25 protein-coding genes and 1 pseudogene are annotated in these 25,188 nt (G+C 57.9%); 14 read left to right on the top strand and 12 right to left on the bottom strand.

Translation table 11 applies throughout. The annotated features are described in order from the left end of the window. Nucleotides 1-32: 32 nt before the first annotated feature. The 7 genes from infC to cobA form a co-directional block, all read right to left on the bottom strand. Nucleotides 33-581: a translation initiation factor IF-3 gene (gene infC, locus ACOERD_RS16015; protein WP_170374292.1), complete on the bottom strand. Its 549-nt coding sequence runs from the start codon at nt 579-581 to the stop codon at nt 33-35. 158 nt (nt 582-739) lie between these two features. Further along, entirely contained in the window at nt 740-1,591 is an 852-nt protein-coding gene (locus ACOERD_RS16010; protein WP_419739694.1) for a ferredoxin--NADP reductase, read from the bottom strand. Between the two features lie 105 nt (nt 1,592-1,696). Continuing rightward, nucleotides 1,697-2,104 carry a DUF934 domain-containing protein gene (locus tag ACOERD_RS16005; RefSeq protein ID WP_419739693.1) on the bottom strand — a complete coding sequence of 136 codons (408 nt, stop codon included), beginning with the start codon at nt 2,102-2,104 and terminating at the stop codon, nt 1,697-1,699. Further along, nucleotides 2,101-2,862, bottom strand: a complete 762-nt coding sequence (locus ACOERD_RS16000) for a phosphoadenylyl-sulfate reductase (RefSeq protein WP_419739692.1) — start codon at nt 2,860-2,862, stop codon at nt 2,101-2,103. Before ACOERD_RS16000 ends, ACOERD_RS16005 begins: the two co-directional genes overlap by 4 nt. Continuing rightward, nucleotides 2,852-4,516 carry a nitrite/sulfite reductase gene (locus tag ACOERD_RS15995; protein WP_419739691.1) on the bottom strand — a complete coding sequence of 555 codons (1,665 nt, stop codon included), beginning with the start codon at nt 4,514-4,516 and terminating at the stop codon, nt 2,852-2,854. The genes ACOERD_RS16000 and ACOERD_RS15995 overlap by 11 nt, the downstream gene beginning before the upstream one ends. 65 nt (nt 4,517-4,581) lie before the next feature. After that, nucleotides 4,582-4,896 carry a DUF2849 domain-containing protein gene (locus ACOERD_RS15990; protein ID WP_419739690.1) on the bottom strand — a complete coding sequence of 105 codons (315 nt, stop codon included), beginning with the start codon at nt 4,894-4,896 and terminating at the stop codon, nt 4,582-4,584. Beyond that, the gene (gene cobA, locus ACOERD_RS15985) at nt 4,896-5,672 is read right to left on the bottom strand and encodes a uroporphyrinogen-III C-methyltransferase (protein ID WP_419739689.1); all 777 of its coding nucleotides are present in this window, start codon (nt 5,670-5,672) and stop codon (nt 4,896-4,898) included. Before cobA ends, ACOERD_RS15990 begins: the two co-directional genes overlap by 1 nt. A 141-nt stretch (nt 5,673-5,813) precedes the next feature. On the opposite strand from cobA, the gene ACOERD_RS15980 reads away from it, so the two are divergent. From ACOERD_RS15980 to ACOERD_RS15940, 9 genes and pseudogenes are all read left to right on the top strand, one after another. Further along, on the top strand, nt 5,814-6,293 hold the full coding sequence (locus ACOERD_RS15980) for an Lrp/AsnC family transcriptional regulator (protein WP_170373577.1): 480 nt from the start codon (nt 5,814-5,816) through the stop codon (nt 6,291-6,293). Between the two features lie 265 nt (nt 6,294-6,558). Beyond that, complete coding sequence (locus ACOERD_RS15975; RefSeq protein ID WP_419739688.1) at nt 6,559-8,292, top strand: sensor histidine kinase; 1,734 nt, start codon at nt 6,559-6,561, stop codon at nt 8,290-8,292. Then, nucleotides 8,289-9,518, top strand: a complete 1,230-nt coding sequence (locus tag ACOERD_RS15970) for a sigma-54-dependent transcriptional regulator (RefSeq protein ID WP_419739687.1) — start codon at nt 8,289-8,291, stop codon at nt 9,516-9,518. The genes ACOERD_RS15975 and ACOERD_RS15970 overlap by 4 nt, the downstream gene beginning before the upstream one ends. A 355-nt stretch (nt 9,519-9,873) precedes the next feature. Further along, nucleotides 9,874-10,875 (top strand): DctP family TRAP transporter solute-binding subunit, encoded by a 1,002-nt coding sequence (locus tag ACOERD_RS15965; protein ID WP_170458080.1) that lies wholly within the window; start codon nt 9,874-9,876, stop codon nt 10,873-10,875. Nucleotides 10,876-10,990: 115 nt separating this feature from the next. Further along, nucleotides 10,991-11,668 carry a TRAP transporter small permease gene (locus tag ACOERD_RS15960; RefSeq protein WP_419739686.1) on the top strand — a complete coding sequence of 226 codons (678 nt, stop codon included), beginning with the start codon at nt 10,991-10,993 and terminating at the stop codon, nt 11,666-11,668. Next, complete coding sequence (locus ACOERD_RS15955) at nt 11,668-13,044, top strand: TRAP transporter large permease (RefSeq protein WP_170549035.1); 1,377 nt, start codon at nt 11,668-11,670, stop codon at nt 13,042-13,044. The genes ACOERD_RS15960 and ACOERD_RS15955 overlap by 1 nt, the downstream gene beginning before the upstream one ends. Before the next feature lie 184 nt (nt 13,045-13,228). Continuing rightward, the gene (locus tag ACOERD_RS15950) at nt 13,229-14,971 is read left to right on the top strand and encodes an IS1634 family transposase (RefSeq protein ID WP_419737624.1); all 1,743 of its coding nucleotides are present in this window, start codon (nt 13,229-13,231) and stop codon (nt 14,969-14,971) included. Nucleotides 14,972-15,083: 112 nt separating this feature from the next. Further along, nucleotides 15,084-15,275 (top strand): annotated as a pseudogene (locus tag ACOERD_RS15945) (TRAP transporter large permease subunit); the annotation flags it as partial. 153 nt (nt 15,276-15,428) lie between these two features. Next, entirely contained in the window at nt 15,429-15,740 is a 312-nt protein-coding gene (locus tag ACOERD_RS15940; protein ID WP_170373583.1) for a DMT family transporter, read from the top strand. A gap of 6 nt (nt 15,741-15,746) precedes the next feature. On the opposite strand, the gene tpiA is transcribed toward ACOERD_RS15940, so the two are convergent. Continuing rightward, nucleotides 15,747-16,496, bottom strand: a complete 750-nt coding sequence (gene tpiA / locus ACOERD_RS15935; RefSeq protein WP_419740153.1) for a triose-phosphate isomerase — start codon at nt 16,494-16,496, stop codon at nt 15,747-15,749. Nucleotides 16,497-16,623: 127 nt separating this feature from the next. Between tpiA and ACOERD_RS15930 the strand changes: the two genes are divergently transcribed. After that, the gene (locus ACOERD_RS15930) at nt 16,624-17,535 is read left to right on the top strand and encodes an isopenicillin N synthase family dioxygenase (RefSeq protein WP_419739685.1); all 912 of its coding nucleotides are present in this window, start codon (nt 16,624-16,626) and stop codon (nt 17,533-17,535) included. Here ACOERD_RS15930 and ACOERD_RS15925 read toward each other — a convergent pair. Next, the gene (locus ACOERD_RS15925) at nt 17,532-17,897 is read right to left on the bottom strand and encodes a HesB/IscA family protein (protein WP_170467154.1); all 366 of its coding nucleotides are present in this window, start codon (nt 17,895-17,897) and stop codon (nt 17,532-17,534) included. The two genes, ACOERD_RS15930 and ACOERD_RS15925, sit on opposite strands and share 4 nt — an antisense overlap. 207 nt (nt 17,898-18,104) lie before the next feature. On the opposite strand from ACOERD_RS15925, the gene ACOERD_RS15920 reads away from it, so the two are divergent. Further along, on the top strand, nt 18,105-18,443 hold the full coding sequence (locus ACOERD_RS15920; RefSeq protein ID WP_419739684.1) for a hypothetical protein: 339 nt from the start codon (nt 18,105-18,107) through the stop codon (nt 18,441-18,443). 212 nt (nt 18,444-18,655) lie between these two features. On the opposite strand, the gene ACOERD_RS15915 is transcribed toward ACOERD_RS15920, so the two are convergent. The 3 genes from ACOERD_RS15915 to ACOERD_RS15905 all read right to left on the bottom strand — a co-directional run bounded on the left by ACOERD_RS15915 (nt 18,656) and on the right by ACOERD_RS15905 (nt 20,277). Next, on the bottom strand, nt 18,656-19,018 hold the full coding sequence (locus ACOERD_RS15915) for an SUF system Fe-S cluster assembly protein (RefSeq protein WP_419739683.1): 363 nt from the start codon (nt 19,016-19,018) through the stop codon (nt 18,656-18,658). A 90-nt stretch (nt 19,019-19,108) separates the two neighbouring features. Then, entirely contained in the window at nt 19,109-19,387 is a 279-nt protein-coding gene (locus ACOERD_RS15910) for an NfeD family protein (protein ID WP_419739682.1), read from the bottom strand. Further along, nucleotides 19,387-20,277 carry an SPFH domain-containing protein gene (locus tag ACOERD_RS15905; RefSeq protein WP_170373587.1) on the bottom strand — a complete coding sequence of 297 codons (891 nt, stop codon included), beginning with the start codon at nt 20,275-20,277 and terminating at the stop codon, nt 19,387-19,389. Before ACOERD_RS15905 ends, ACOERD_RS15910 begins: the two co-directional genes overlap by 1 nt. A 175-nt stretch (nt 20,278-20,452) precedes the next feature. Between ACOERD_RS15905 and ACOERD_RS15900 the strand changes: the two genes are divergently transcribed. The 3 genes from ACOERD_RS15900 to lon all read left to right on the top strand — a co-directional run bounded on the left by ACOERD_RS15900 (nt 20,453) and on the right by lon (nt 25,170). Next, complete coding sequence (locus ACOERD_RS15900) at nt 20,453-21,364, top strand: nucleoside hydrolase (protein WP_419739681.1); 912 nt, start codon at nt 20,453-20,455, stop codon at nt 21,362-21,364. A gap of 63 nt (nt 21,365-21,427) precedes the next feature. After that, nucleotides 21,428-22,558: a tRNA guanosine(34) transglycosylase Tgt gene (gene tgt, locus ACOERD_RS15895; RefSeq protein ID WP_419739680.1), complete on the top strand. Its 1,131-nt coding sequence runs from the start codon at nt 21,428-21,430 to the stop codon at nt 22,556-22,558. Nucleotides 22,559-22,761: 203 nt separating this feature from the next. After that, nucleotides 22,762-25,170 (top strand): endopeptidase La, encoded by a 2,409-nt coding sequence (gene lon / locus ACOERD_RS15890; protein ID WP_170373590.1) that lies wholly within the window; start codon nt 22,762-22,764, stop codon nt 25,168-25,170. Nucleotides 25,171-25,188: the final 18 nt, after the last annotated feature.

The raw sequence follows: 25,188 nt of genomic DNA, 5'->3' as shown, positions 1-25,188 counted from the left end.
AGGGGCTTGGGCATTTGCGGTGATGGACCGAGTTATTTCTGCGGCAGCGGGCCGATCATCATGATCATCTGACGGCCTTCCATCTTGGGCATATTCTCAACTTTGCCCAGTTCCTTGATATCTTCGGCGACGCGCTCCAGCAATTCGCGACCCAGGTTCTGGTGCGCCATCTCACGGCCGCGGAAGCGCAGGGTGACTTTGACCTTGTCGCCCTTTTCCAGAAACTTATAGACGTTCTTCATTTTGACTTCATAGTCATGCGTGTCGGTGTTGGGCCGGAATTTGACCTCTTTCACCTCGATGATCTTTTGTTTCTTGCGGGCTTCGCTTTCGCGTTTCTGCTGTTCGTACTTGAACTTGCCAAAGTCCATGATCTTGCAGACCGGCGGGTTCGCATTGGGCGAGATCTCGACCAGGTCAAGGCCGGCATCGGCGGCAAGTTGCATGGCTTTGGCGGGATGAACCACCCCGACATTTTCACCTTCGGCACCAATCAGGCGGATTTCGGGGGCACGTATCTTTTCATTGACGCGCGGGCCAGTGTCTCTCTGCGGCGGCGCGTTGTGGGGTCTGCGAGCTATGGGTTCATTCCTTTGATGATTGCAGAATTTCGAGGTGGGAATTTAGACGGGTGCGCGCAGTGTTTCAAGCAGCATAAAGGCTTAAAGACTGGAATTTCCCAAGATTGAACACAGGAAACAGCTGGCCGGGACCCGATGGACCCGGCCAAACAGGTTGATCAGCCTACAAATGCTTTTTCGATTACGAACTCTTTGGGCTCCGAGTTTGCACCTTCGCGCAGGCCGAATTCCTCGAGGATTTCCTTGATGTCCAGGTTGAATGCCAGCGAACCGCAGACCATCGCACGGTCGGTTTCCGGCTTGATACCGCCTTCGATCCCCAGATCGGCAAACACGGTGCCGTCTTTCAGCAGGTTTGTGATGCGGCCCATCTTTGGGCTCTCTTCCCGGGTCGTTGTTGGGTAGTAGCGGATCTTGTCGGCAAAGCCTTCGCCCATCAGCTCGGCCAGCATTTCGTCCTGACGGATGTTTTCGATCAACTGGCGGCCATATTCCAGCTCGGCCACTTCGCGGCAGGTGTGGGTGATGATCACCTCATCGTAGTCCTCATAAGTTTGAGGCTCGCGCAGCAGCGAGGCAAAGGGGGCAAAGCCGGTGCCAGTGGCGAAGAACCACAGGCGTTTGCCGGGAAGCAGGGCGTCATGCACCAGTGTGCCCACGGGCTTGGGTCGCAGGATGATCTGATCGCCAGGCTGGATGTGCTGCAGCTTCGAGGTCAGCGGGCCGTCCTGTACCTTGATCGAGTAGAACTCCAGCTCTTCGTCCCAGGACGGAGACGCAATCGAATAGGCGCGCAGCAGCGGTTTCTGCCGACCAGTTTTGGGATCAGGATCGCCCATCAGGCCGATCATCACGAACTCACCCGATCGGAAACGCAGCGTCGCAGGGCGCGACACCCGGAATGAGAACAGGCTGCCGGTCCAGTGTTTGACCTCAGTCACGGTCTGGGCGTCCGGCAGAACGGGGGCCTTTACGGCGGTTGCTTCACTCACGGGCTTCATCTCTGTCATCGTTTCGCTATCGGTCTGCTAAACCGACATCTCCGTTTAATCTTTGATCCAAGTCAGGAAAAGGGGCGAATTGCCCCTTTAGTTTCACAAGCTGGCGATGTGGGGTCAGCCCCGCAGGCGGGCCTGATAGTTGTTTTCTTCCCAGTTGGCGCGGGCCAACCACTGATCTTCGGGCTGACGCGCGGCGAGAGCGTCGTCGATCTCGACCTCGTCAAAGCCGCTGCGACGGGCCATGGCGTATTGATCGGCCAGAACGTGCCCTTTGGCGCGCAAACGGCCGGTGTAGCCTTTCAGGCGCAGCACGCGGGCAATGGTGAAACCACGACCATCCGCCGAGGACGGGAAATCCACCCGTACCATCTGGGCGTTGCCGAGACGGTCGATCAGTTCATCCGGGTCAGTGTCCGAGGCCACATCAAGCGCCACAACATCATTGGCCGCGTCCTCAAGCGTGACAAAGCCGTCGGTCCAGTCATCGGGGGAGAACCCCTCATCCGATACAATTACGTTCATGTTTTCTCTCCGGCGCGCACCATTTTGCCATCGACGAAATGGATGCCGCATTCTTCTTTGTTCTGGTCGCGCCAACGTCCGGCGCGTGGGTCTTCGCCTTCCTTGACCGGCGAGGTGCAGGGCGCACAGCCGATCGAGGGATAGCCTTTGGCCACCAGCGGATGGCGAGGCAGGTTGTTTTCATCCATATAGGCGCGCACGTCCTCGGGCGCCCAATGGGCCAGCGGGTTGACCTTGATCCGGCCGGTGCCGTCCTCGACCTCAAAGAACTCGAGCGCGGCGCGGGTGCCCGCCTGAAACCGCTTGCGACCGGTGATCCAGCCGCAATAGCCGGCAAGGGCCTGTTGCAGCGGGAAGGTCTTGCGCAGGTTGCAGCACGCATCCGTATCCCGCAGACGCAGCGCGCCATAGGGGTCTTCACGCTGGATCTCCTCATCCTCGGCGCGGATGATCTTGACGTTCTTCAGGCCAAGGCGCTCGCTGACATCCTGTTGATATTCAAGCGTTTCCGCAAACAACATCTGGGTGTCAACGAACAGAACCGGCGTCATCTGGTCGACAACGGCAGCCATGTGCAACAGAACAACCGACTCGGCCCCAAAGCTTGAGACCAGAGCCAGATCGTCGATTTCCTCATTCGCTCCGTGCATGACATCATGCGCCGAATGGTGGCGGAACCGGGCGTTCAGCGCGTTGACCTTTTCGGTCAGTTCAGCGCGGTCTTTACCTAGTTCCGTCTGGATCAGGTCAAGCGGCATTGGCCTGTGCCTCGGGGTAGAGTGCAGCCTTGAAGGGCGCCATACCGACGCGGCGGTAGGTTTCCAGGAAGGTTTCTTCAGCGCTCTCCCGCTGGTTCAAATACGTGTCGACAATGCGCTCGACGGCCGGAACGATCTCATCATAGGCAAAGCCCGGACCGGTGCGGTCGCCAATAGCCGCGGTCTCGGTACCGTCGCCGCCCAGAGTGATCTGGTAGTTTTCGACGCCTGCGCGATCCAGACCCAGAATGCCGATATGGCCGACATGGTGGTGACCACAGGCGTTGATGCAGCCCGAGATCTTGATCTTCAGGTGGCCGATATCATGCTCCAGCTTCAACTCGTCAAAGCGGGTCGCAATCTGTTCCGCAACCGGGATCGAGCGGGCTGTGGCCAGCGCGCAGTAATCCATGCCGGGGCAGGCGATGATGTCGCTGATCAGGCCGATATTGGCGGTGGCCAGCTCGTATTCCTTCAGCTTGGCGTGGATCGCGGGCAGGTCCGATTTGTGGACATGCGGCAGGATCACGTTCTGCTCATGGCTAATGCGCAGCTCGTCATAGGCGAACTCTTCGGCCAGATCAGCCATGACGCGCATCTGCTCGGCTGTCGCATCGCCCGGCGTTTTGCCGTGCTTCTTGATCGAGATCGTGACGATCGCGTGGTCCGCGTTTTTATGAGGCGCGATGTTGGTGTCGATCCACGACCGGAAGACCGGATCGTTGGTGTAGGCCGACTCAAAGGACGCAACCGAAGCTTCGCGGAAATCAGGAGCCGCAAAGTGACCTTTGATCTCTTCCAGCAGAGCCATGTCAGCCCCTTTGAACTGCGGGCGTACCTGCAGGAAGCGCTCGTTGACCTTGGCGCGGATGGCGTCGATGCCATGCTCGTGCACGGTGATCTTGATGCGCGCCTTGTACTTGTTGTCGCGGCGGCCGATCTGGTTCCAGACGGAAACGGTAGCCTCAAGATAGGCCAGCAGGTCGTCAAAGGCGACGAACTCAGACAGTTCCTTACCGATCATGGGTGTACGGCCCAGACCGCCACCTACGATCACGCGGGCGCCCAGAACGCCGTCACGCTCAACCAGTTGAAGGCCGATATCGTGCGCTTTGATCACGGCGCGGTCGTTTTCCGAGCCCGTGATGGCGATCTTGAACTTACGCGGCATGAACTGGAATTCCGGGTGGTCAGTCGACCACTGGCGCAGCAGTTCGGCATATGGGCGCGGGTCGGCGACCTCATCCGCGACGGCACCGGCGAAATGGTCGGCGGTTACGTTGCGGATCGTGTTGCCCGAGGTCTGAATGGCGTGCATGCCAACCTCGGCCAGCGCGTCCAGCATATCCGGCACGTCTTTCAGTTTCGGCCAGTTGTACTGGATGTTCTGACGGGTGGTGAAATGGCCATAGCCTTTGTCCCACTTCTCAGCCAGCAGGGCTAGTTGGCGCATCTGCGCGCTGGAGAGCGTGCCATAGGGAATGGCAACGCGCAGCATATAGGCGTGCAGCTGCAGATACAGGCCGTTCATCAGGCGCAGGGGTTTGAATTCATCTTCCGTCAGCGAGCCGTCGATGCGGCGTTCGACCTGTGCGCGGAACTGACGGTTGCGCTCGGCCAGGAATGCTGTGTCAAACTCGGAGTAGCGATACATGTGTAGCTGTCCTTAAATGCAGCCCCGAAACCTTGGGGCCTTAATGGGGAGAAAGGGGCCGGAGGTCAGGCCCGGGGCTGCGACTGTGTTTCCTGCTTGCCATGGGCATAGTTCGAGGGTCCGGTGCGGCGGAACTCCTCTCGGAAATGGGTGGGTTCGGGGCCGTTTTCACCCGCAACGGCATCGGCCAGATATGCGCCGACGATCTTGTTCGCCTGACGCGCGGCGTCGAGTAAACGGACCTGCGCATGGGCCTCATCGGTGATCAGTTCGGCCTCGCACAGTTCACGTGACCAGCGGTCATCTTCGGTCTGATAGATCACGTCACCTTCGAGCAGATCGTTGGCGGTGACGACTTTGGGGGTAAAAGCGCGGGCCATCAGGCATGCTCCTTTTTGAATTCGGTCAGGGCCAGGGCCGCTTGGCGCGGAGCGAGGCCATAAAACATGAGGGCTGGGCCGTCCATCTCGGCAGCAGCCAGATCCTTGGGCAAACGGTCCAGATTGGTTTCCAGAATGCGTTGATCGGGGCGCGAGGCGTTCTCGATCAGTGTCACAGGCGTTTGGCGGTCAGCGCCGTGCATGATCAGACGCCCCTGAATGAAACGCGCTGATTTCTTGCCCATATAGACCGCCGCAATCGATCCTTCGCGCGCAAGTGCCGCCCAGTCGTGATCCGCGAACCCCTTCATATCGTGGCCGGTCAGAAACCGAACCGATGAGTTGCGACCACGACGTGTCAGGCTTTGTCCGATCCCGGCCACGGCGGCAGAGGCCGCAGTGATACCCGGAACGATCTGCCACGCGATACCTGCGGCCGCGACAGCCTCAATTTCTTCATCCAGACGTCCGAAGACGGTCGGGTCGCCGGATTTCAAACGCACAACACGCTGGCCTTTAAGAGCGTGAGAAACCAGCAGCGCGTCGATGTCTTCCTGTTTCCATGAAGGGCCGAAACCGGCCTTGCCCACATCGACCAGAACGGCAGACTGACCAGCCAGTTTCAGAACCTCTGCACTGATTAGGCGATCATGCAGCACGACATCCGCCCGCTCAAAGGCTTTGACGGCCTTGAGCGTGAGCAAATCCGGATCACCGGGTCCTGCGCCGACAAAATCGACGTGGCCAAGGTTCTTTTGTGACTCCGACTGCGTCATCTTCTGTTCCAGTTGGTTTGACTTGTCCTGATATATAGGAAATATTCCCGGTATCGCGCCATATGCTGCGCTAAATAAGAACATGCGTTCTACAGGTTCTGAAATTTGGAACGCTGGTTTTGAAACGTAAGGAAAATTGGAATGTCGGTGCGAATAGACGACACAGATCGGAAAATTCTGGCTGAGCTGCAGCGCGATGCCAGCCAATCTCTGGACGAAATAGCGGCGCAGGTCGGCAGTTCCAAGACGCCTGTGTGGAATCGAATCCGCAAGTTGAAGGGGGCCGGCATCATCGGTCAGCAGACCGTTTTGCTTGATGCTGAAGCGCTTGGTTTCGAGGCCACGTTCTTCGTTTTGATCCGGACCTCTGAGCATGAGGCTGAATGGCAGCGCAAATTCCTGAAGGCGCTGCGGGATCAACCCGAAGTCCAAGAGGCCCATCGGCTGGCAGGGGACATCGACTACATCCTGAAAGTGAGGGTCAAGAATGCCCGCGCCTATGATCAGTTCTACCAACAACTGATATCAGAGGTGCGTGTTCACAACGTGACCGCCCTTTTGTCGATGGAAGAGATCAAGTCGACCACGATGCTGCCTCTCAACGCTTTGGTGGAGAGCTAGCAATAGATTGGGGGCGCTGCACCCGCCGCCCCTGAAGGGGCGACTCCCCCGAGGTATTTTTAGCCAGATGAATAAAGGATCCCATGCTTCATCTGGCCCTAAAAATCCCCGCCGGAGGCATCGTGCGGTAGCGCGGTTTTCTTGAATCTTTTGCCCGCCCGGAGGTTGATTTGAATCGCCTTCGCAGCGGGATGCAGTCTGGCACGAAGCTTTTGGAGGTTGTGTAGACTTGCCATAAGGCGCCGCCAATGCAAGACCGTAGGACATGCAACGCATTTTGGTCATAGCCGGATTTCTACTGATGGTCGGAGTTTTGTCTTCGGCTGTATGGTTCTATGGCTACCGGCAGGCTGTGTTTCAACTCAGCGAAAAGGCTGAGGCTGATCTGGATCTGGCTGCGGATCGGTTGACCACGCAGTTGCAGGTCTATCAGGAACTGGCGGTGCTGATGGCGAGCCACCCCGTGCTTGAGGATCTGGATACACTATCCGGACGCGCCACCGCGCAGGCGTTGCTGTTGGAGGTCGCGGATAAAACGGCGGCGGTCGATGTTCCTTATGCCGACCGGTCAGGGACAGTTCTGGCGTCTGCACACGAAGGCGTCACCGTCTCAGTCCAAGACAATCCAGCCTTCACACGCGCCATGCAAGGGGCACTAGGAAGTGCACATGGTATCCTGCCAGCAGCTGGTAGACGCATATTCACCTATGCTGCACCCGATTTCGATGAGAGTGGTTCGGTGATCGGGGCTTTGATCGTGATTGCCGACGTTGAGGATATCGAACAAACTTGGCGAGGCAGCACAGAAGCGGTGTTCTTTGTTGACCACTCCGGTCTGGTCTTCATTTCGAACCGGCTGGAATTGTTGATGTGGCAACGCGTGGGTGAGGAGGTCGGTTTGACTCCTCCGAATGCCCGGACCGTATCTTTCCAGTCGCGGCGCCTGGGGCCGTATGAACTCTGGACGCTGGATTGGAGTCCATATCTGCCGCGTCGGGCTTTGCATCTTGCAAAGGAATTGCCGGTCATCGGTATGACCGGAGAGGTCCTGATGGATGTCGCTCCGGCCCGGCGACTGGCGGGCTTGCAGGCCGCAACAGTCGCGGCCCTCTGTTTGGCTTTCGGCGCGTTGCTGTTTCTGGCGACCGAGCGGAGGCGCACGCTGACAGAGGCGAATGCCGTCCTGGAAACCCGTGTGGCAAAACGCACCCAGGATCTGACGAAGGCAAACGTGGCGCTCCGTCGCGAGATCACGGAGCGGCAGGAGGCCGAAGCGGCCCTGAAGCGAGCGCAGGCCGATCTTGTGCAAGCTGGTAAGCTAAGTGCACTCGGACAGATGTCCGCTGGGATCAGCCATGAATTGAACCAACCTTTGATGGCGATCCAGCAGTTTGCCGAAAACGGCTCCGCCTTCATGGAGAGAGGGAAATCTGAGAAAGCCGCGGAAAATCTAGGCCGCATTTCCCAAATGGCGGCGCGTATGGCGCGGATTATCAAGAACTTACGCGCATTTGCCCGCAATGAAAGCGAACCGATGGGGCGCGTGGATCTGGTGCAGGTTCTGAACGCTGCTGTCGAGTTGACCGAGGCTCGGCTGCGTTCCGAAAATGTCTCTCTGGATTGGACCGCGCCCGAACATCCTGTCCTTGCTTGGGGCGGCGAGGTCCGTTTGGTGCAGGTTTTTGTGAACCTAATCAACAACGCGGCCGACGCGATGAGCCAGCAGGAAGACCGCCGCATTCAGATCGAGGTTCATTGCGACGAAAGGCTTTCGGTCACAGTGCGGGATATCGGGCCGGGCATCGAGAACACGGAAAAGCTGTTCGAGCCGTTTTATTCGACCAAGGCCGTTGGCTCTTCCGAAGGGATGGGGCTTGGACTTTCGATATCCTACGGTCTGGTCCAGAGCTTCAGGGGCAACATCCGTGGGATCAACACGGAAGAAGGGGCAGAGTTCACGGTCGAGCTGGAGCCTTGTGAGAAGGAACAGGCAGCATGACTCGGGTCGTTTTGTTGGTGGATGACGACGCTGCTGTGCGTGAGGCATTGGCCCAGACCCTCGAACTGGCGGAGTATCAGCCGATTGCGGTGGGGTCTTTTGTGGCCGCCAAAGACCACATTCGGGCTGATTTTCCAGGGTTGATCCTGTCTGATATCCGGATGCCGGGGCGTGATGGGTTTCATCTGCTCAGCTACGCGCAAGAAATCGACCCGGAGTTGCCGGTGGTTTTGCTGACGGGTGAGGGTGACATTCCGATGGCGGTTCAGGCCATGGGGCAGGGGGCCTTCGACTTTCTGGAGAAACCCTGTGCCGCGGCGGACCTTCTGGCGGTGCTCGACCGGGCGTTTGACGCCCGCGCGCGTATCATCCAACAACGCGCGTTAAAATCAGAGCTGGAACGCGGAGACCCCGCGGCGCGACTTTTGTTCGGGCTGTCCCCTCAGGCAGAGGCCTTGCGTGAGCGGGTGCGCAGTGTTGCTCCGACTGGAGCCGAGGTTCTGGTCACCGGTCCGGCGGGCAGCGGGATTTCCAAAGTCGCCGAGGTTGTGCATCTGATGTCGCCCGTTGGGCAGGGACCGTTCGTCAAACGCGCGGCGGCCGGATTGAGCGTTCAGGAATTCGCCCAAGCCTGCGAAGATGCCAAGGGCGGATCCCTGTTTCTGGACGAGATATCGGTGATGCCGCAGGCTACTCAGTATGAAGCGTTGGATGTGATCGAGCGCGGTGCGGGCGCGCGGATTATTGCGGGCACGACCTCCGACCTGTCTGCGATCTCTGCCGAGGGCCGTTTCAACGCGGATCTCTACTACCGTTTGGATGTGATGCGCGTGCGCATTCCGTCTCTGGCGGAGCGCCCCGAGGATATTCCGACGCTCTTTCGTCACTATGTCGCTCAGGCTGCTGAGCAGGCGGGGATTGCTGAACCGGAAGTATCACCTGAGCATCTTGCGGCATTGATGGCCAGCGATTGGCCGGGTAATGCCCGCTCTTTGATGTCGTCGGCCATGCGTTTTGTTTTGGGGATGCCCGAAGAGGTGGCAGAGGCGACGGATCTGGGCTTGAACGAGCAGATGGCACGGGTGGAACGTTCGTTGCTGATCGCTGCGTTGGGGCGGCACAACGGAAAGGCCTCAGACGCGGCGAAGGCGCTGAAGCTGCCGCGTAAGACGTTCTACGACAAACTGGCACGATATCAGATTCGGCCCGAAGACTACCGTCGATAGGTAGGCCTCCCACCAGCTTTGCCCTCATTTGCATGCGGTTAGAGCTGTCGGGCCAAGCAGTCCGCAATGGCGGACTGCGGGTGGTGCCAGAGCGATTCGGGGGTGATTCAAAAAACTGTGCGGGATTCCGCACAGCGTCGTAGAGAGATGTGCGGGATTTCGCACATGTGCGATCATGGTCAAATTCCGTGTTTTAAATTTAGGTTTTAATATGCTGTTCTAAATAGATAAATCCTGACATCCCAAAGTCTGTTACAAATTGTTGTTTCACCGTGAAGCAGTCTGTTCACTGCCGTCCATACGGTGCCGAGATGGGGCCGATGAGACAATTCGAGGAAGTCTGGGAGGAAAACAGATGAAATTCCTAACAACAGCAGCCACAGCGCTGGCTTTGACGGTAACGGCGACGGCGGGCATGGCTGCGTGTGACGATGGTGAGATCGTCGTAAAGTTCGCGCATGTGACGAACACAGACAAGCACCCCAAAGGTATCGCTGCCTCGCTGCTGGAACAGCGCGTCAATGACGAGATGCAGGGCGTTATGTGCGTTGAGGTCTATCCGAACTCGACGCTCTACAATGATGACAAGGTTCTTGAGGCGATGCTTCAGGGCGACGTCCAGCTGGCCGCACCGTCGCTGTCCAAATTCGAAAAGTTCACCAAGCAGTTCCGCCTGTTCGACCTGCCTTTCATGTTCAAGAACATTGACGCAGTGGATGCCTTCCAGGCCTCGGATGCCGGTCAGGCAATGAAGGACAGCATGCAGCGCCGCGGTCTGCAGGGGCTGGCGTTCTGGCACAATGGCATGAAGCAGATGTCGGCGAACAAGCCGCTGGAAACTCCGGCTGATGCAGATGGTCTAAAGTTCCGCGTTCAGTCCTCGGACGTGCTGGTTGCGCAGATGGAAGCTATCGGTGGCAGCCCGCAAAAGATGGCGTTCTCGGAAGTCTACGGCGCTCTGCAACAGGGTGTTGTCGACGGGCAGGAGAACACCTGGTCCAACATCTACGGCAAGAAGTTCTTTGAGGTGCAGGACGGCATCACCGAGACCAACCATGGCATCATCGACTATCTGGTCGTGACCTCGGTGGACTGGCTGGACAGCCTCGACCCCGAAGTGCGTGATCAATTCCTGACCATTCTGGCTGAGGTCACCGAGACCCGTAACAAAGAGGCCTTTGCCGTGAACGAAGCTGCCAAAGCCTCGATCACCGAAGCGGGTGGCATCATTCGTCAGCTGACGCCCGAGCAGCGTCAGGCCTGGGTCGACACAATGAAGCCGGTTTGGGACCAGTTCGCGGATGACGTGGGTCAGGACAAGATCGACGCCGCTCAGGCCATTAACGCTGGGTTCTGATCCCGGTTCAGGCCGCGCGCTGGGGACTGGGGAGTAATTTGCGCGCAGGCCGGGCGGGCCAAACAAAGGCCCGCCCCAACACTCTCATCATCACAAAAAATGTGGGGACAGATAGATGTCTGGTGCGAAATCCGGCCCGGCTGGGCTGGTCGACCATATCGAAGAAACCCTGATCGCGGTGCTGCTTGGCCTGATGACGGCCGTGACCTTTGCCAACGTGATCGCGCGGTTCTTCTTCAACTCGAATATCCTGTGGGCGCTTGAGCTGACGGTCTTCCTATTTGGATGGCTGGTGCTTTTGGGGGCGTCCTACGCCGTCAAGAAACACGCTCATCTGGGCGTTGATGCGATCCTGAACATGCTGGCCCCTGCGCCGCGTCGGATTCTGGCGCTGATCTCGGTGGCCTGTTGTCTGGCGTTTTCGCTGCTGTTGCTGAAGGGGTCATATGACTATTGGGCTGTCTTCGCGGATCTGCCGCCAACCTCGGGACGCTGGTTTCCCACGGGTCTGAACTTCGACGCGCGCAGTCAGAGCTTTTACGAGGTTGACGATATCCCGATGATCGCGCCGTTCCGTTTTCTCGAGGACTTGATCAACTACGGCGAAAATTACGAGAAGCTGCCCAAGGTTGTTCCGTATTTCATCCTGCCACTGTCGATGTTGCTGCTGGTGATCCGCTTTGCGCAGGTCGCGGTGCAGATCTGGCGTGGTGAGGCGGACCGTCTGGTCGCGAGCCACGAGGTTGAGGATGAGATCGAAGAGGTTCGTGCGCAGCAAGGAGAGCATGACTAATGGACGTTGTACTTCTATTTTCCATGGTCATCGGCCTGCTACTGATCGGGGTTCCGATTGCGGTGGCACTTGGCCTCAGCTCGACCCTGTTCCTGCTGATCTATTCCGACAGCTCACTAGCATCGGTTGCGGGCACATTGTTCGAGGCGTTCGAGGGGCATTTTACCCTGCTGGCAATCCCGTTCTTCATCCTCGCGTCTTCCTTCATGACGACCGGAGGTGTCGCGAGGCGGATCATCCGTTTCTCGATTGCCTGTGTGGGACACCTTCCGGGCGGTCTGGCGATTGCGGGCGTCTTCGCTTGTATGTTGTTCGCAGCGCTTTCAGGGTCGTCCCCTGCGACTGTTGTGGCCATCGGCTCAATTGTCATCGCAGGGATGCGCCAGGTTGGCTACTCCAAGGAATTCGCCGCTGGTGTGATCTGTAACGCCGGTACGCTGGGTATCCTGATCCCGCCGTCGATTGTGATGGTTGTCTATGCGGCCGCCGTTGAGGTCTCGGTCGGGCGTATGTTCCTTGCGGGGGTCATCCCTGGCCTGATGGCTGGTTTGATGCTGATGATCACCATTTACGTCATGGCCAAGGTCAAGAACCTGCCCAAGGGCGATTGGAAGGGTTGGGGTGAGATCTTTGTCTCCGCCCGCGAGGCCGGTTGGGGCCTGTTCCTGATCGTGATCATCCTCGGCGGTATTTATGGGGGCATCTTCACCCCGACCGAGGCCGCTGCGGTGGCTGCTGTCTATGCCTTCTTCATCGCGAGCTTTGTCTACAAGGATATGGGGCCGCTTAGCACCGAGGAAGGTACGCAGAACCTGTCGCTGCTCAAAAAGCCCTATGCGTTGCTCACGGCTTTCTTCCACCCCGATACCAAGCACACGCTGTTCGAGGCCGGCAAGCTGACCGTCACGCTGTTGTTCGTGATCGCCAACGCGCTGATCCTCAAGCACGTGCTGACGGATGAGCAGGTGCCGCAACATATCGCCAGCGCCATGCTGTCGGCTGGGCTGGGTCCGGTGACCTTCCTGATCGTGGTAAACGTGATCCTGCTGATCGGTGGTCAGTTCATGGAGCCTTCGGGCCTGCTGGTGATCGTGGCGCCTCTGGTGTTCCCAATTGCGATCGAGTTGGGCATCGACCCGATCCATCTGGGAATTATCATGGTCGTCAACATGGAGATCGGGATGATCACACCTCCGGTCGGGCTGAACCTGTTCGTGACCTCGGGCGTAGCCGGGATGCCGATGATGGGCGTTGTGAAGGCCGCGCTTCCGTTCCTGGCTGTGCTGTTCGTCTTCCTGATCATGGTGACCTATATCCCGTGGATATCGACCTTCCTGCCCAACACCTTCATGGGGCCAGAAATCATAACCAACTAGGGTGATAAACGAGTGTGAACCGGGCGAGTTTTCTCGCCCGGTTTTTTCCTGACTTCCGACCTTTTTGTTGATCTGACTGGGTTTTTGGTTTGTTTTCAGGTGTGGTTGCTCAGAGGCGCGTTGTAGTGCCCCATTATTATAAAAAGTATTGACATGGGCCTTCAGATGGCTAACCTCTTCGCCCATGTTCATCCGCACCAAACATGACGCAAAGCTCAACCGCACACGGATCCAGATCGTTGAATCCGTCCGCACCGGCTCCAAGGTACGCCAGAAGATCCTGCGCCATGTGGGTGTGGCCCATAACGACAGCGAGATTGAGGATATCAAGCGTCTGGCGGGCCGCTTGATGGAGCAATTACGCATTGATCGCTCGCCGCAAATGGAACTGTTCACGCCCACGGAATATGCCGATCTGCAGGCGCTGGTGCGCCGCGCTCCGCGGCCGGACAAGCTTGGCGTTGATCTTGCCGAGTGCCGTGAGGAGGCGCGGGTCTCTCTGGGTCTGCGGGATGTCATGGGGACGATGTATGACCAACTGGGTTGGGGGGCCCTTCTGGGGGCGGCGCGTAAAAGTGCCAATCGCATTGTGAAAGAGCTGGTTATGGCGCGGATCGCACAGCCCGAGAGCAAGCGCGCGACCGTGGAGGCGTTGGAGAACCAGGCAGGCATCACGCTCAATCTGGACGTGGTCTATCGGAGCATGGATTACATCAATACGCCGGTGATAGACGGGATTTGCAAAACCTCTCACGCGGCGGCAGAGAAGTTGCTGGGCGGGCCAGTGACCGTGCTGTTCTACGATTGCACGACCCTGGCCTTTGACACCGAGCGCGAGGACCCGGCCGAGGATGCGGACGGGGTCGAGCAGGATCATCTTCTGGCCAAGGGCTTCAGCAAGGATGGCAAGCATCACCGCGCTCAGGTCATGCTGGCGCTGATCGTCACCTCCGATGGGCTGCCTGTGGGCTATGAACTCTTCCCGGGAAACACCTGGGAAGGTCATACGCTGGAAGCTGCGCTGAAGGCGTTGGAGGGACGCTTCGACGTGGCCAGGGTCACGTTCGTGGCCGATGCCGCCATGCTCAGCAAGGACAACCAGCAGATGTTGCAGAACAAGGGTCTGCCCTACATCCTCGGCTATCGCATGAAGTCCGCCCCGGCCGCCGTGAAGGCGAACATTTTGAGCCCGGAGGGACGCCAGCCTTGGGCTGGACACGGTTCTGAAGAGGCAACCGAGAAGGGCTGGTACAAGGTGATCGACCAGGAGGGAGCGCGGGTCATTGTGACCTGGTCACCCACCCGGGCACGCAATGATGCCCACAAGCGCGACAAGGCAATCGAAAAGCTGCACAAGAAGCTCAAGCGCTCTCGCAAACCCGGCAGCTTCAGCAGCCGGGGATATGGCCGCTTCCTGGCCTTCCCCGACAGCGGGGACGTCACGCTGGATGATGCAAAGATCAAGGCAGCGGCACAATGGGACGGGCTGCATGCCATTGTTGTTCATGGTGCGGACGAACTGGAGGCACAGGACGTCATTGCCCGCTATCACCAGTTGTGGGAGATCGAAGCCTGCTTCCGCACCAACAAGCACGATCTGAAAATCCGGCCCATCTATCACTGGTCGCCGCGTCGGGTCCGGGCCCATATCGCCATCTGCTACATGGCCTTCTGCTGCCTGCAGCACCTGCGCAAGCATCTGGACCTGCTCGGACACCCGATGAGCCCGGCTCGTATCCGCAACGAGTTGAACGCATTGCAGCTCTCGATCCTGCGCCACAAAGGCACCCCTGACCGCTACGGCATGCCAAGCCATGCCACGGTCGATGCCAGACGCATCCTCACCTGCGTCGGCCTGACCTGGAACGAAGCCCCTTTCAAGATACCCCCCGGGCGCACCCGAAAAACTGGCCAGACCAAAGCCTGAGCTCCCTCAACACTCCGAAACAATCGCTGGCGAAAAAAGTCCGTGTAGTGCCTTTTGGCAACCAAGGCATAATAATATCAATGACTTATACGAAAAAATGTCGGAAGTCAGGATCACACCTCCGGTCGGGCTGAACCTGTTCGTGACCTCGGGCGTAGCCGGGATGCCGATGATGGGCGTTGTGAAGGCCGCGCTTCCGTTCCTGGCTGTGCTGTTCGTCTTCCTGATCATGGTGACCTATATCCCGTGGATATCGACCTTCCTGCCCAACACCTTCATGGGGCCAGAAATCATAACCAACTAGGGTGATAAACGAGTGTGAACCGGGCGAGTTTTCTCGCCCGGTTTTTTCATGTCTTGAAGACGGGTGCAGAGTACTTACCTAAGGCGTCAGAGGACGACCTCCCCATAAAGGGCGATCATTCGGGACGACCCGAAAATCCGAAAGAGGCCCTCGATGTCCTGGATTTTTCTTTTACTTGCCGGCCTGCTGGAAATTGTTTGGGCCGTTGCCATGAAGCAATCGGCCGGTTTCACGCGGCTGTGGCCCACGGCTGTGATGGGCGTTTCAATGATCGGGTCCTTCGCGTTGCTAGCGCTTGCGATGCGAACCCTGCCACTGGGGACGGCCTATGTAATCTGGACAGGTATTGGCGCGGTAGGCGCGTTTCTGGTTGGCATCATGTTTCTGGGCGAGGCCGTCACCGCCACGCGTATCTGCGCAGCAGTTTTGATTGTTGCGGGCCTGATCACGATGAAACTGGCCTGAGGGTCCTTAGGCCGTTTCCAGCGCTTCAACGATGCCCGAGAAATCGGCTGCTTTCAGGCTGGCCCCACCGACCAACGCGCCATCCACATTGGACACGCCAAAAATCTCGGCTGCGTTGGACGGTTTGACTGAACCACCATAGAGCAGACGCACCGAGCGCCCGACGCCTTCGCCAAAACGGCGTTCCAGTCGGGCGCGGATGAAGTCATGGACCTCTCCGATCTCGTCCAATGTCGGAACCTTGCCGGTACCGATGGCCCAGATCGGCTCATAGGCGACAATCAGGTTCTCACCGGTGGAGCGGTCCGGGATCGACCCCGACATCTGACCTCCGATGATGTCCAGCGTGTTGGCGGCCTCGCGCTGCTCAAGGCTTTCGCCGACGCAGATGATCGCCTGGAGGCCAGCCTCCATCACGGCGTTGGCCTTGGCGCGCACATCTTCGTTCTGCTCGCCATGGTCCTCGCGCCGTTCGGAATGGCCCAGGATCACGGCCGCAGCTCCGGCGTCTTTCAGCATCTCGGCGCTGGTATCGCCGGTATGCGCGCCCAAGGGTGCGGAGTGGCAATCCTGTCCACCGACGGCAACGCCCGTGCCTTGGGTGCGTTCCGCGGCCCGGTGCAGCAGCGTGGCAGGCGGACAGATCAGCACATCGACGCTGGGCGAGGGGTGCTTCGCGGCGAGCGCGTCCAACTCGCTCAGCGCCGCGCTGGTTCCGTTCATTTTCCAGTTTCCAGCCGCCAGTTTGCGCCGCATCTCCGCGTCTCCCTTGTCGCTATCTTGTGGTTTTTCCATGCGATATCACCCTTGGTCCGGCCTTACAATTCCGGTTGCAGTTCCGGTACCGGAAAGGCAGGGTCCGCGTAGCGATTCCGAGGGCGCCATGATCGACAAACTCAACCTTGAAAAACTGGACAATCAGGACATCGATGAGCTTGCCAGATTGCTGCGTGCTGTCGGGCAGGTGGGGTTTCTGACCGTCGGCAACACTGGGCTTAGCGCTGAGCGGGTTCAGGACGTGATTGAGGCCTACCGCGTCTTCTTTCATCTGCCTGAGCAGGAGAAGAAGTCGGTCGACATGGCGTCAACTGGGTCGAACCGGGGCTGGGGCGCGCCAAAATCCGAGCAGGTCGATCCAAACGCGAACCCTGATTTCAAGGAAGTGTTCGATTGCGGTTTTGAGTTGCCGCTGGAAAACCGATATCGCGCCGAAAATCTTAGCGTCTATGCGCCCAACCTTTGGCCTGCGAAGCCCGAGGGGTTCCGAGAAGCTATTCAGTCCTACTACACCGACGCCTGCGATGTAGCGATGCGCGTTCTGCGCGCAATTGCGGTTGTTCTGGGGCGCGGCTCGGACAGTTTCGACGACGCTTTTGACACGCCCATGGCTTTGCTGCGTGGGAACTACTATCCACAACGCCCCGATTGGGCTGGTGAGAAGGATTTCGGTATCGGTGCGCATACCGACTATGGCTGCCTAACCCTTCTGGCGACAGATGGCACTGCGGGGCTTGAGGTGCGGATGCCCGATGGCAACTGGGAAAAGGTCGAGGCCGAGCCGGGCGTGTTCATCATCAACTTTGGTGAGATGCTGGAATTCTGGACCGCGGGTCGGGTTAAGGCGACCGAGCATCGTGTGGTTGGTGGCACGAAAGAGAGGATCTCGGTCCCGCTATTCTTCAACCCGTCCTACCACACGAATGTGGCCCCTCCGACGTCAGATCAAGTGATCACTGCCGGAGAGCACCTGACACGGCGTTACAACGAGACGTACGTTCACTTGAACGCAAGTTAGGATTGCTGGGCGAGGGTTTCGTCGAACTTGATGGATTCTCCGCAGCCGCAGGCGTCCACGACGTTAGGGTTCTTGAACTTGAACCCGGATTCCAGCAGCGACACTTCGTAGTCGATTTCGGTGCCGAACAGGAACATCTGCGCCATCGGGGCAATCATCACGCGCGCACCGTCTTGTTCCACGACCTCGTCATGGGGATCAGCTTCATCGACGTAGTCCATGGTATATTCCATGCCCGCGCAGCCACCTTTTTTCACGCCGATGCGCAGACCGGCATGTCCGCCAGACTTCATCAGGCGGGTGATCTGCTCTGCCGCTTTGGGCGTCATGGTCACGGCTTGTTTGCCGGGGATGCCGAACATCTGAGTCTCCGTCGTCGCGCGATAGATGTAATTTAGGGTCGTCTTTCGGCAGGCTCAAGTCAGAGAGCCCCTAGAAATTGAAATTTGATACTGAAAGCACAGCCGTGTCCGTGTTGCTTTCGCATTGAGGATAGGTTTAGCCTGTTTTTGGGTGATCACAGTCACGCGCTTGAGATCAGAGATCTTTTTTGGGGAGAATATATTAAAATGAATAGGTTAGAAGGTAAAGTGAAGGTGTGTTTAAGGGCTTTTTTGGTTGGCGGGAGTCTTGTGGCCCTGTCGGTTCCAGCTACTGCCGATGAAACTCTGAAACGACATCCAATCAACTGCGCAACCGCCGAAGGTGATCTGCGCGCGATTGCAGCCGAGAAGAAACATGCTGAGGACCAGCAATTGGAAAGCGTTGCAGCCATAACGCCGGCAGGTGCTTTGCTTGGGTTGGTGACGGGGACCGAGAACAAGAGATTGCAGATGCTGTCCGGTGACTACATCAAACAGCTCGATGCGCGATCGGCTGAAATCAAAGCCGAGTGCGGGGTAAGTTAGGTCTAAAAAAAAGACCGCCCTCGGGCAAGGGCGGTCCAATTTCGGGGCCGGTACCATGGGGGGCGGTGTCTTCCAGTCAGGCCCATTTGCAAGAGCGTTTGGGAATACAAACACTTGCGCCGCATGTGTCCCGCAGTACTGTGACAGTAGCACTACACTTTGGTAACAGACGGGTTAACCTTTTGTGACAAAGGCTTAGCTGGGCGCTGGTGCTACATAAAGCCTAGCTCAAGCCGCGCTTCGTCTGACATCATTTCCATGCCCCAGGGCGGTTCCCAGGTCAATTCGACGTCGACTTCCTTGACGCCAGCAACGGGTTCGACTGCTTCCATGATCCAACCCGGCATCTCTCCGGCGACGGGGCAGCCCGGGGCGGTCAGAGTCATGATCACCTTAACGGCGTTGTCGTCCTTGATGTCGATCGTATAGATCAGGCCCAGGTCGTAGATATTGACCGGGATTTCCGGGTCAAAGACTGTCCGGCACGCTTCGACCACCTGATCATACAGGGGGTGTTCTATGCTCGATGGCGCAATCAAGGGTGTGCCTTCTAACTGTTCACTCGGGTGAGTCATCTTTGCCTCGGGTCAGTTGCCTGAGTGTTTATATAGGGAACAGGTCTGGCAGCGTCCAGTCGTGTAGTGACTCTTGGGCGCTGCCGGTGCTTAGTCGTTGATATCTCGCTCAAAGGTTTTCACCTGCCCATGCGGGTGCGCGAAGGTCTTACGCAGGGCCAGCCATGCGACCAGCGACAGAACCGCGAAGATTAGCATCAGAACCGGCAGAGAGGGCGTAAGACCCGGGATCAGAAGCAGCAGGCCGGTGCCAGCCGCCCCGATGGCGAATCCGAGAAAGATGAACCCGGGCAGGACGATCTCCAGAATGCCGAGCGCCAGAGCACCCGCCATCCAGATCCACCACGTCATCCAAAACGGGTCAGCCATCATTTAACCCCTTTGAGCATCTTAAACGCATCGCCAAAGGCCTCAAGCGCATTGGCCGGCACAACAATCGTCTGTTTACCTGTACCATTGCCCAAAGCATTCAGCGATTCCACCTGTTTCAGAGCGACCTGGTACTGAGCGGCCTCGATACCGTTGTCCTGAATGGCCTTTGCAACAACGCCGGTTGCGTAGGCTTCGGCTTCGGCCTCAATGCGACGGGCCTTTGCGGTTTGCTCGGCCGCATAGAGTTCGGCGTCCGCCTGCAGCTCGACTGCGCGTTTCTGACCTTCTGCCTCAGTGACCTGAGCGCGACGCGCGCGTTCGGCGTTCAACTGCTGCAGCATCGCATCGCGGGTGGCCTGATCGAGGTTCACGTCCAAAATTTCGGCCCGAGTCACTTCGATACCCCAGTCATCGACGGCGGTTTCAACGCTGGCCTGTATCTGCGCAATCAACTGGGCGCGGTTCGACTGGACCTCATCCAGGTCCATTTTGCCGATTTCAGCCCGCACAATACCTGCGACCGTGGTCGCAATCGCACCGTCTACATCACGGATACGATAGACGGTCTTTTCCGGCTCAAGAATGCGGTAGAAAACCGAGGTGTCGATCTGCACCAGCACGTTGTCCTTGGTGATCGCGTCCTGCGTTGCATTGGGCAGCTGGCGCTCAAGAATGGATATCTTGTGACGCGCAACATCCAGAAATGGAACGATAAAGTTGATCCCCGGCCCAAGGACCGAGTGCAGGCGTCCGAACCGTTCCACCACGTATTTCTCAGATTGGGGAACGATTTTGATACCTTTGAAAATGACGACCACCACCAGAATGGCGGCCAACAGGTAAATGATATTCGACGAAAGCAATCCGATGATCTGCTCTTCTGTCATAACTGTCCTCTTTTATTGTGTACTATAGTATACATTTGGGGATTGAGTCTCCCGATTTCAACTCTGGTATGGCGAGAACCGGTGTGGTTGCAAATCCGGAATGCTGGAAACTGACTGCTGAAACAAGAGACAGTGACCGCTTTGCATCTGTGAATGCTTGCGCTATCGGGTGAGGATGAAACTGATAATCGACACAGACCCCGGCATCGATGATGCAATGGCGATTGCCTACGCTGCGGCCGCACCCGAGATTGACTTGATCGGGCTAACCACCGTTTTCGGTAACACTCATGTCCATCAATCCAGCCGCAATGCACGCTATCTTGTTGATAAGCTTGGACTAGCTGTCCCCGTGGCGCAGGGCGCCCCCTTTGCCTATGGCGAGGACGACCATCGCCCATCCGAGCATGTGCATGGGCCGGAAGGCTTCGGTGATCTGACCGATATCCCCGAGATTGGGCAGAACCACGACGTGAGTGCGGCCGCGTTTCTGGTCGAAATGGCACGCCAACATCCGGGTGAGCTTGTCGTGTGCGCGGTCGGCCCGTTGACCAATATCGCGGATGCCATGGCATTGGATCCCGAATTCGCCTCGAACCTCAAACGTCTGGTGATCATGGGCGGCGCGGTCTATTGCCCCGGCAACATCACGGAACATGCCGAAGCGAATATTTACCACGATGCCAAAGCAGCCGACGCGGTGTTTTCGGCACCGCCTGAGACTGTTCTGGTCGGTTTGGATGTGACGCTGAAAACGCTCTACAAGAGCGCGGATTTCGAGGATTTGGCCCTGAGATCGCCCGATATGGGGGCATTTCTGCGCGATATCTCTCGGTTCTATCTGAAGTTCTACAAGGAGATCGGAGGGTTGGAGGGCTGCGGCCTGCACGACTCGACCGCCGTCATCGCCTGTACCCATGATCATATGTTCGAATCCGTTCAGACCGGATTGAAGGTGGCAACCGAGGGAGAAGCAATCGGAGCCACAATCCCAGATGAGGGGCGCCCCCCGGTTTGGGTTTGCCGGGACGTTGACGGGGCAGGGGTTGTTGATCTGTTTACGGCCCGCGTGGCCTCTCTGCCCTGAAGGGTTGCAAAGACCCGGCGGATCGGGCAAATCCTGCCCGGTTCCGCGATCCGAGATGATGACATGACCCAGCAGTTTTCCTTTGACCTCAAGGCAACCGACGGCAAAGCCCGAACCGGCGTGATCAACACGCCGCGTGGTGACGTTCGCACGCCTGCCTTTATGCCGGTTGGCACCGCAGCGACGGTCAAGGCGATGATGCCGGAAAGCGTACGTGCGACCGGGGCCGATATCCTGCTGGGTAACACCTACCACTTGATGTTGCGCCCCACGGCAGAGAGGATCGACCGTTTGGGCGGGCTGCACAAGTTCATGAATTGGGAACGTCCTATCCTGACCGACTCAGGCGGTTTTCAGGTCATGTCTCTGGCAGGGCTGCGCAAACTGACTGAAAAGGGCGTGACCTTCAAATCCCATATCGACGGCTCCAAGCATGAGCTGACGCCGGAACGGTCGATGGAAATTCAACGCCTGTTGGGGTCGGACATTGTGATGTGTTTCGATGAATGCCCCTCACTTCCTGCGGACCGGAAGCGCATTGCCGAGTCGATGCAGCTGTCGATGCGATGGGCTCAGCGCTCGCGCGATGCGTTTGGGGATCGCCCCGGCCACGCGCTGTTCGGGATTATGCAAGGCGGTTTGGAGCAGGACCTTCGCGAAGAAAGCGCTGAGGCGTTGAAAGCGATTGGCTTTGAGGGCTACGCTATCGGCGGTCTGGCCGTGGGTGAGGGGCAGGAGGCGATGTTTGACTGCCTCGATTTTGCCCCCGATTTCCTGCCCACCGACAAGCCACGCTACCTGATGGGTGTGGGGAAACCGGATGATATCGTAGGCGCTGTGGCGCGCGGTGTGGACATGACGGATTGCGTTTTGCCGTCCCGGTCCGGACGCACCGGTCAGGTGTTCACGCGTCTCGGCGTGGTGAACATCAAGAACGCGCGCCATGCCGATGATCCACGCCCGCTGGACGAAGAGTGCACATGCCCGGCCTGTTCGAACTACTCGCGCGCCTATCTGCACCATGTTTTCCGCTCGAACGAGATGATCTCGGGCATGCTGCTGACCTGGCATAACCTGCACTACTTCCAGGAAATCATGCAGGGTATGCGTGACGCTATTGCGGCAGGAACGTTTGAGGCCTGGCAGGCCAATTTCCATGCGCAGCGCACACAGGGCGATATTGAGCCGATTTAGCAGGCACCGGCACAATTTCGGTGGATATCTTCCTAGCGCGCCTTGCGGTCCGCAGAACCTTTGGTCATGCTGCGAATTGAGACACGGTGGTGAGGTTGAAATAGGGCGGTAACAGCCCCACCTTAAACCATCCAAGACAGGAGACGGCCAGCGGTTGCCTCAAGTAGGGACCAGAGCCGTCTTGCCAATGATAAGGATAGAGCATGCAAGAGCCTCTGAATTCCTCATACCCCGTCCTGCCGCTGCGCGATATTGTGGTGTTCCCACACATGATCGTGCCGCTCTTCGTGGGCCGAGACAAATCGGTCCGCGCGCTGGAAGAGGTGATGCAGGATGATAAGCAAATTCTGTTGTCCAGCCAGATCGACCCGAGTGTCGATGATCCGGATGTGGATGGTATCTATCAGGCCGGCGTTCTGGCCAATGTGCTGCAACTGCTGAAATTGCCCGATGGCACCGTCAAGGTGCTGGTTGAAGGGCAGGCGCGTGTGCAGATTACGGAATTCCTTGAAAACGATCAGTTTTTCGAAGCCCGTGCCGAGTATCTGACCGAAATCCCCGGCGATGTGACCACAACCGAAGCGCTGCTGCGCACGGTCGCGGATGAGTTCGAGCGCTACGCCAAGGTTCGTAAGAACATCCCCGAGGAAGCTTTGGCTGCCGTTGGTGAGACCACCGAGCCTGCCAAGCTGGCTGACCTCGTGTCGGGTCACTTGGGCATTGAGGTCGAGCAAAAGCAGGAACTGCTTGAGACGCTCTCGGTCAGCGAGCGGCTTGAGAAGGTATATGGCCTGATGCAGGGCGAAATGTCGGTTCTGCAGGTCGAGAAAAAGATCAAGACCCGTGTCAAATCCCAGATGGAGAAGACGCAGCGCGAGTATTATCTGAATGAGCAGATGAAGGCCATTCAGAAGGAGCTTGGCGATGGCGAGGACGGCAGTAACGAAGTCGCCGAGCTGGAAGAAAAGATCAATGAGACCAAGCTGTCGAAAGAGGCGCGCGAAAAGGCTGAAGGCGAGCTGAAGAAGCTGCGCAACATGAGCCCGATGTCGGCTGAGGCTACCGTCGTGCGTAACTACCTGGACTGGATCCTGTCGCTGCCATGGGGCACCAAATCCCGCGTCAAAAAGGATCTGGGCCGCGCGCAGGACATTCTGGACGCCGATCATTATGGGCTTGAGAAGGTCAAAGAGCGGATTGTTGAGTATCTGGCGGTTCAGCAGCGTTCGAAAAAGCTGAAAGGCCCGATCCTGTGCCTTGTTGGCCCTCCGGGCGTGGGTAAAACCTCGCTAGGTAAGTCCGTTGCCAAGGCCACGGGGCGCGAGTTCATTCGCATCTCGCTGGGTGGTGTGCGCGACGAATCTGAAATTCGGGGTCACCGCCGGACTTACATTGGCTCGATGCCCGGTAAGATCATTCAGGCGCTGAAAAAGGCGAAAACCACGAACCCGCTGATCTTGTTGGATGAAATCGACAAGATGGGGCAGGATTTCCGTGGTGATCCGGCTTCGGCAATGTTGGAAGTATTGGACCCGGAACAAAACAGCACGTTCATGGATCACTATCTTGAGGTCGAATATGACCTGTCCAACGTGATGTTCCTGACCACCTCGAACAGCTATAACATGCCAGGGCCTCTGCTGGACCGGATGGAGATCATTCCGCTGGCCGGTTATACCGAAGAGGAAAAATCCGAGATCGCCAAGCAGCACCTGATCAGCAAGCAGGTCAAAAACCACGGCTTGAAAGCCAAGGAATTTGAACTGACCGATGAGGCGCTGCAGTCGATCATCCGCACCTACACGCGCGAGGCGGGCGTGCGGAACCTCGAACGTGAAATCGCCAAGGTGGCGCGGAAGTCGCTGACCAAGATCATCAAGAAAGAGGCCGACTCGGTCACCGTGACGCCTGAGAATCTTGATGATTTCTTGGGCGTGCCGAAGTTCCGCTATGGGCTAGCCGAGCAGGACGATCAGGTTGGTGTCGTGACCGGTCTGGCGTGGACGTCGGTTGGTGGAGACCTGCTACATATCGAGGCGCTGAAACTGCCCGGCAAGGGGCGGATGAAGACCACCGGTAAGCTGGGCGATGTGATGAAGGAATCCATCGATGCAGCCTCATCCTATGTGCGGTCGATTTCGCCGCAGATTGGGGTGAAGCCGCCTCAGTTCGACAAGATCGATATCCACGTGCACGTGCCGGATGGGGCAACGCCCAAGGATGGCCCGTCGGCTGGTTTGGCAATGGTGACTTCGATAGTCTCGGTCCTGACCGGTATCCCGGTACGCAAGGACATCGCCATGACGGGTGAGGTCTCACTGCGCGGGAATGCGATGCCGATCGGTGGTTTGAAGGAAAAACTGTTGGCAGCCCTTCGCGGTGGCATCAAGACGGTTCTGATCCCGGAAGAGAATGAAAAGGATCTGGCCGACATTCCGGATAACGTGAAGGAAGGGTTGGAGATCATCCCGGTCAAACACGTCTCGGAAGTGCTGAAACAGGCACTGGTAGAAGAGCCTGAGCCCATCGAATGGGACGAAGCCGCAGAAGAGGCTGCGGCTGCGGCAGCAAAAGCGGCTGAAAGCTCTGGGCCGTCTGCAACGGCGCACTAAGACACATAGAAAAAGGCG

Source organism: Ruegeria sp. (genome assembly GCF_965199275.1).
Classification (GTDB): domain Bacteria; phylum Pseudomonadota; class Alphaproteobacteria; order Rhodobacterales; family Rhodobacteraceae; genus Ruegeria.
Note: the sequence above shows the minus strand (reverse complement) of the source record. Positions and strands in the feature narration are given on the sequence as shown.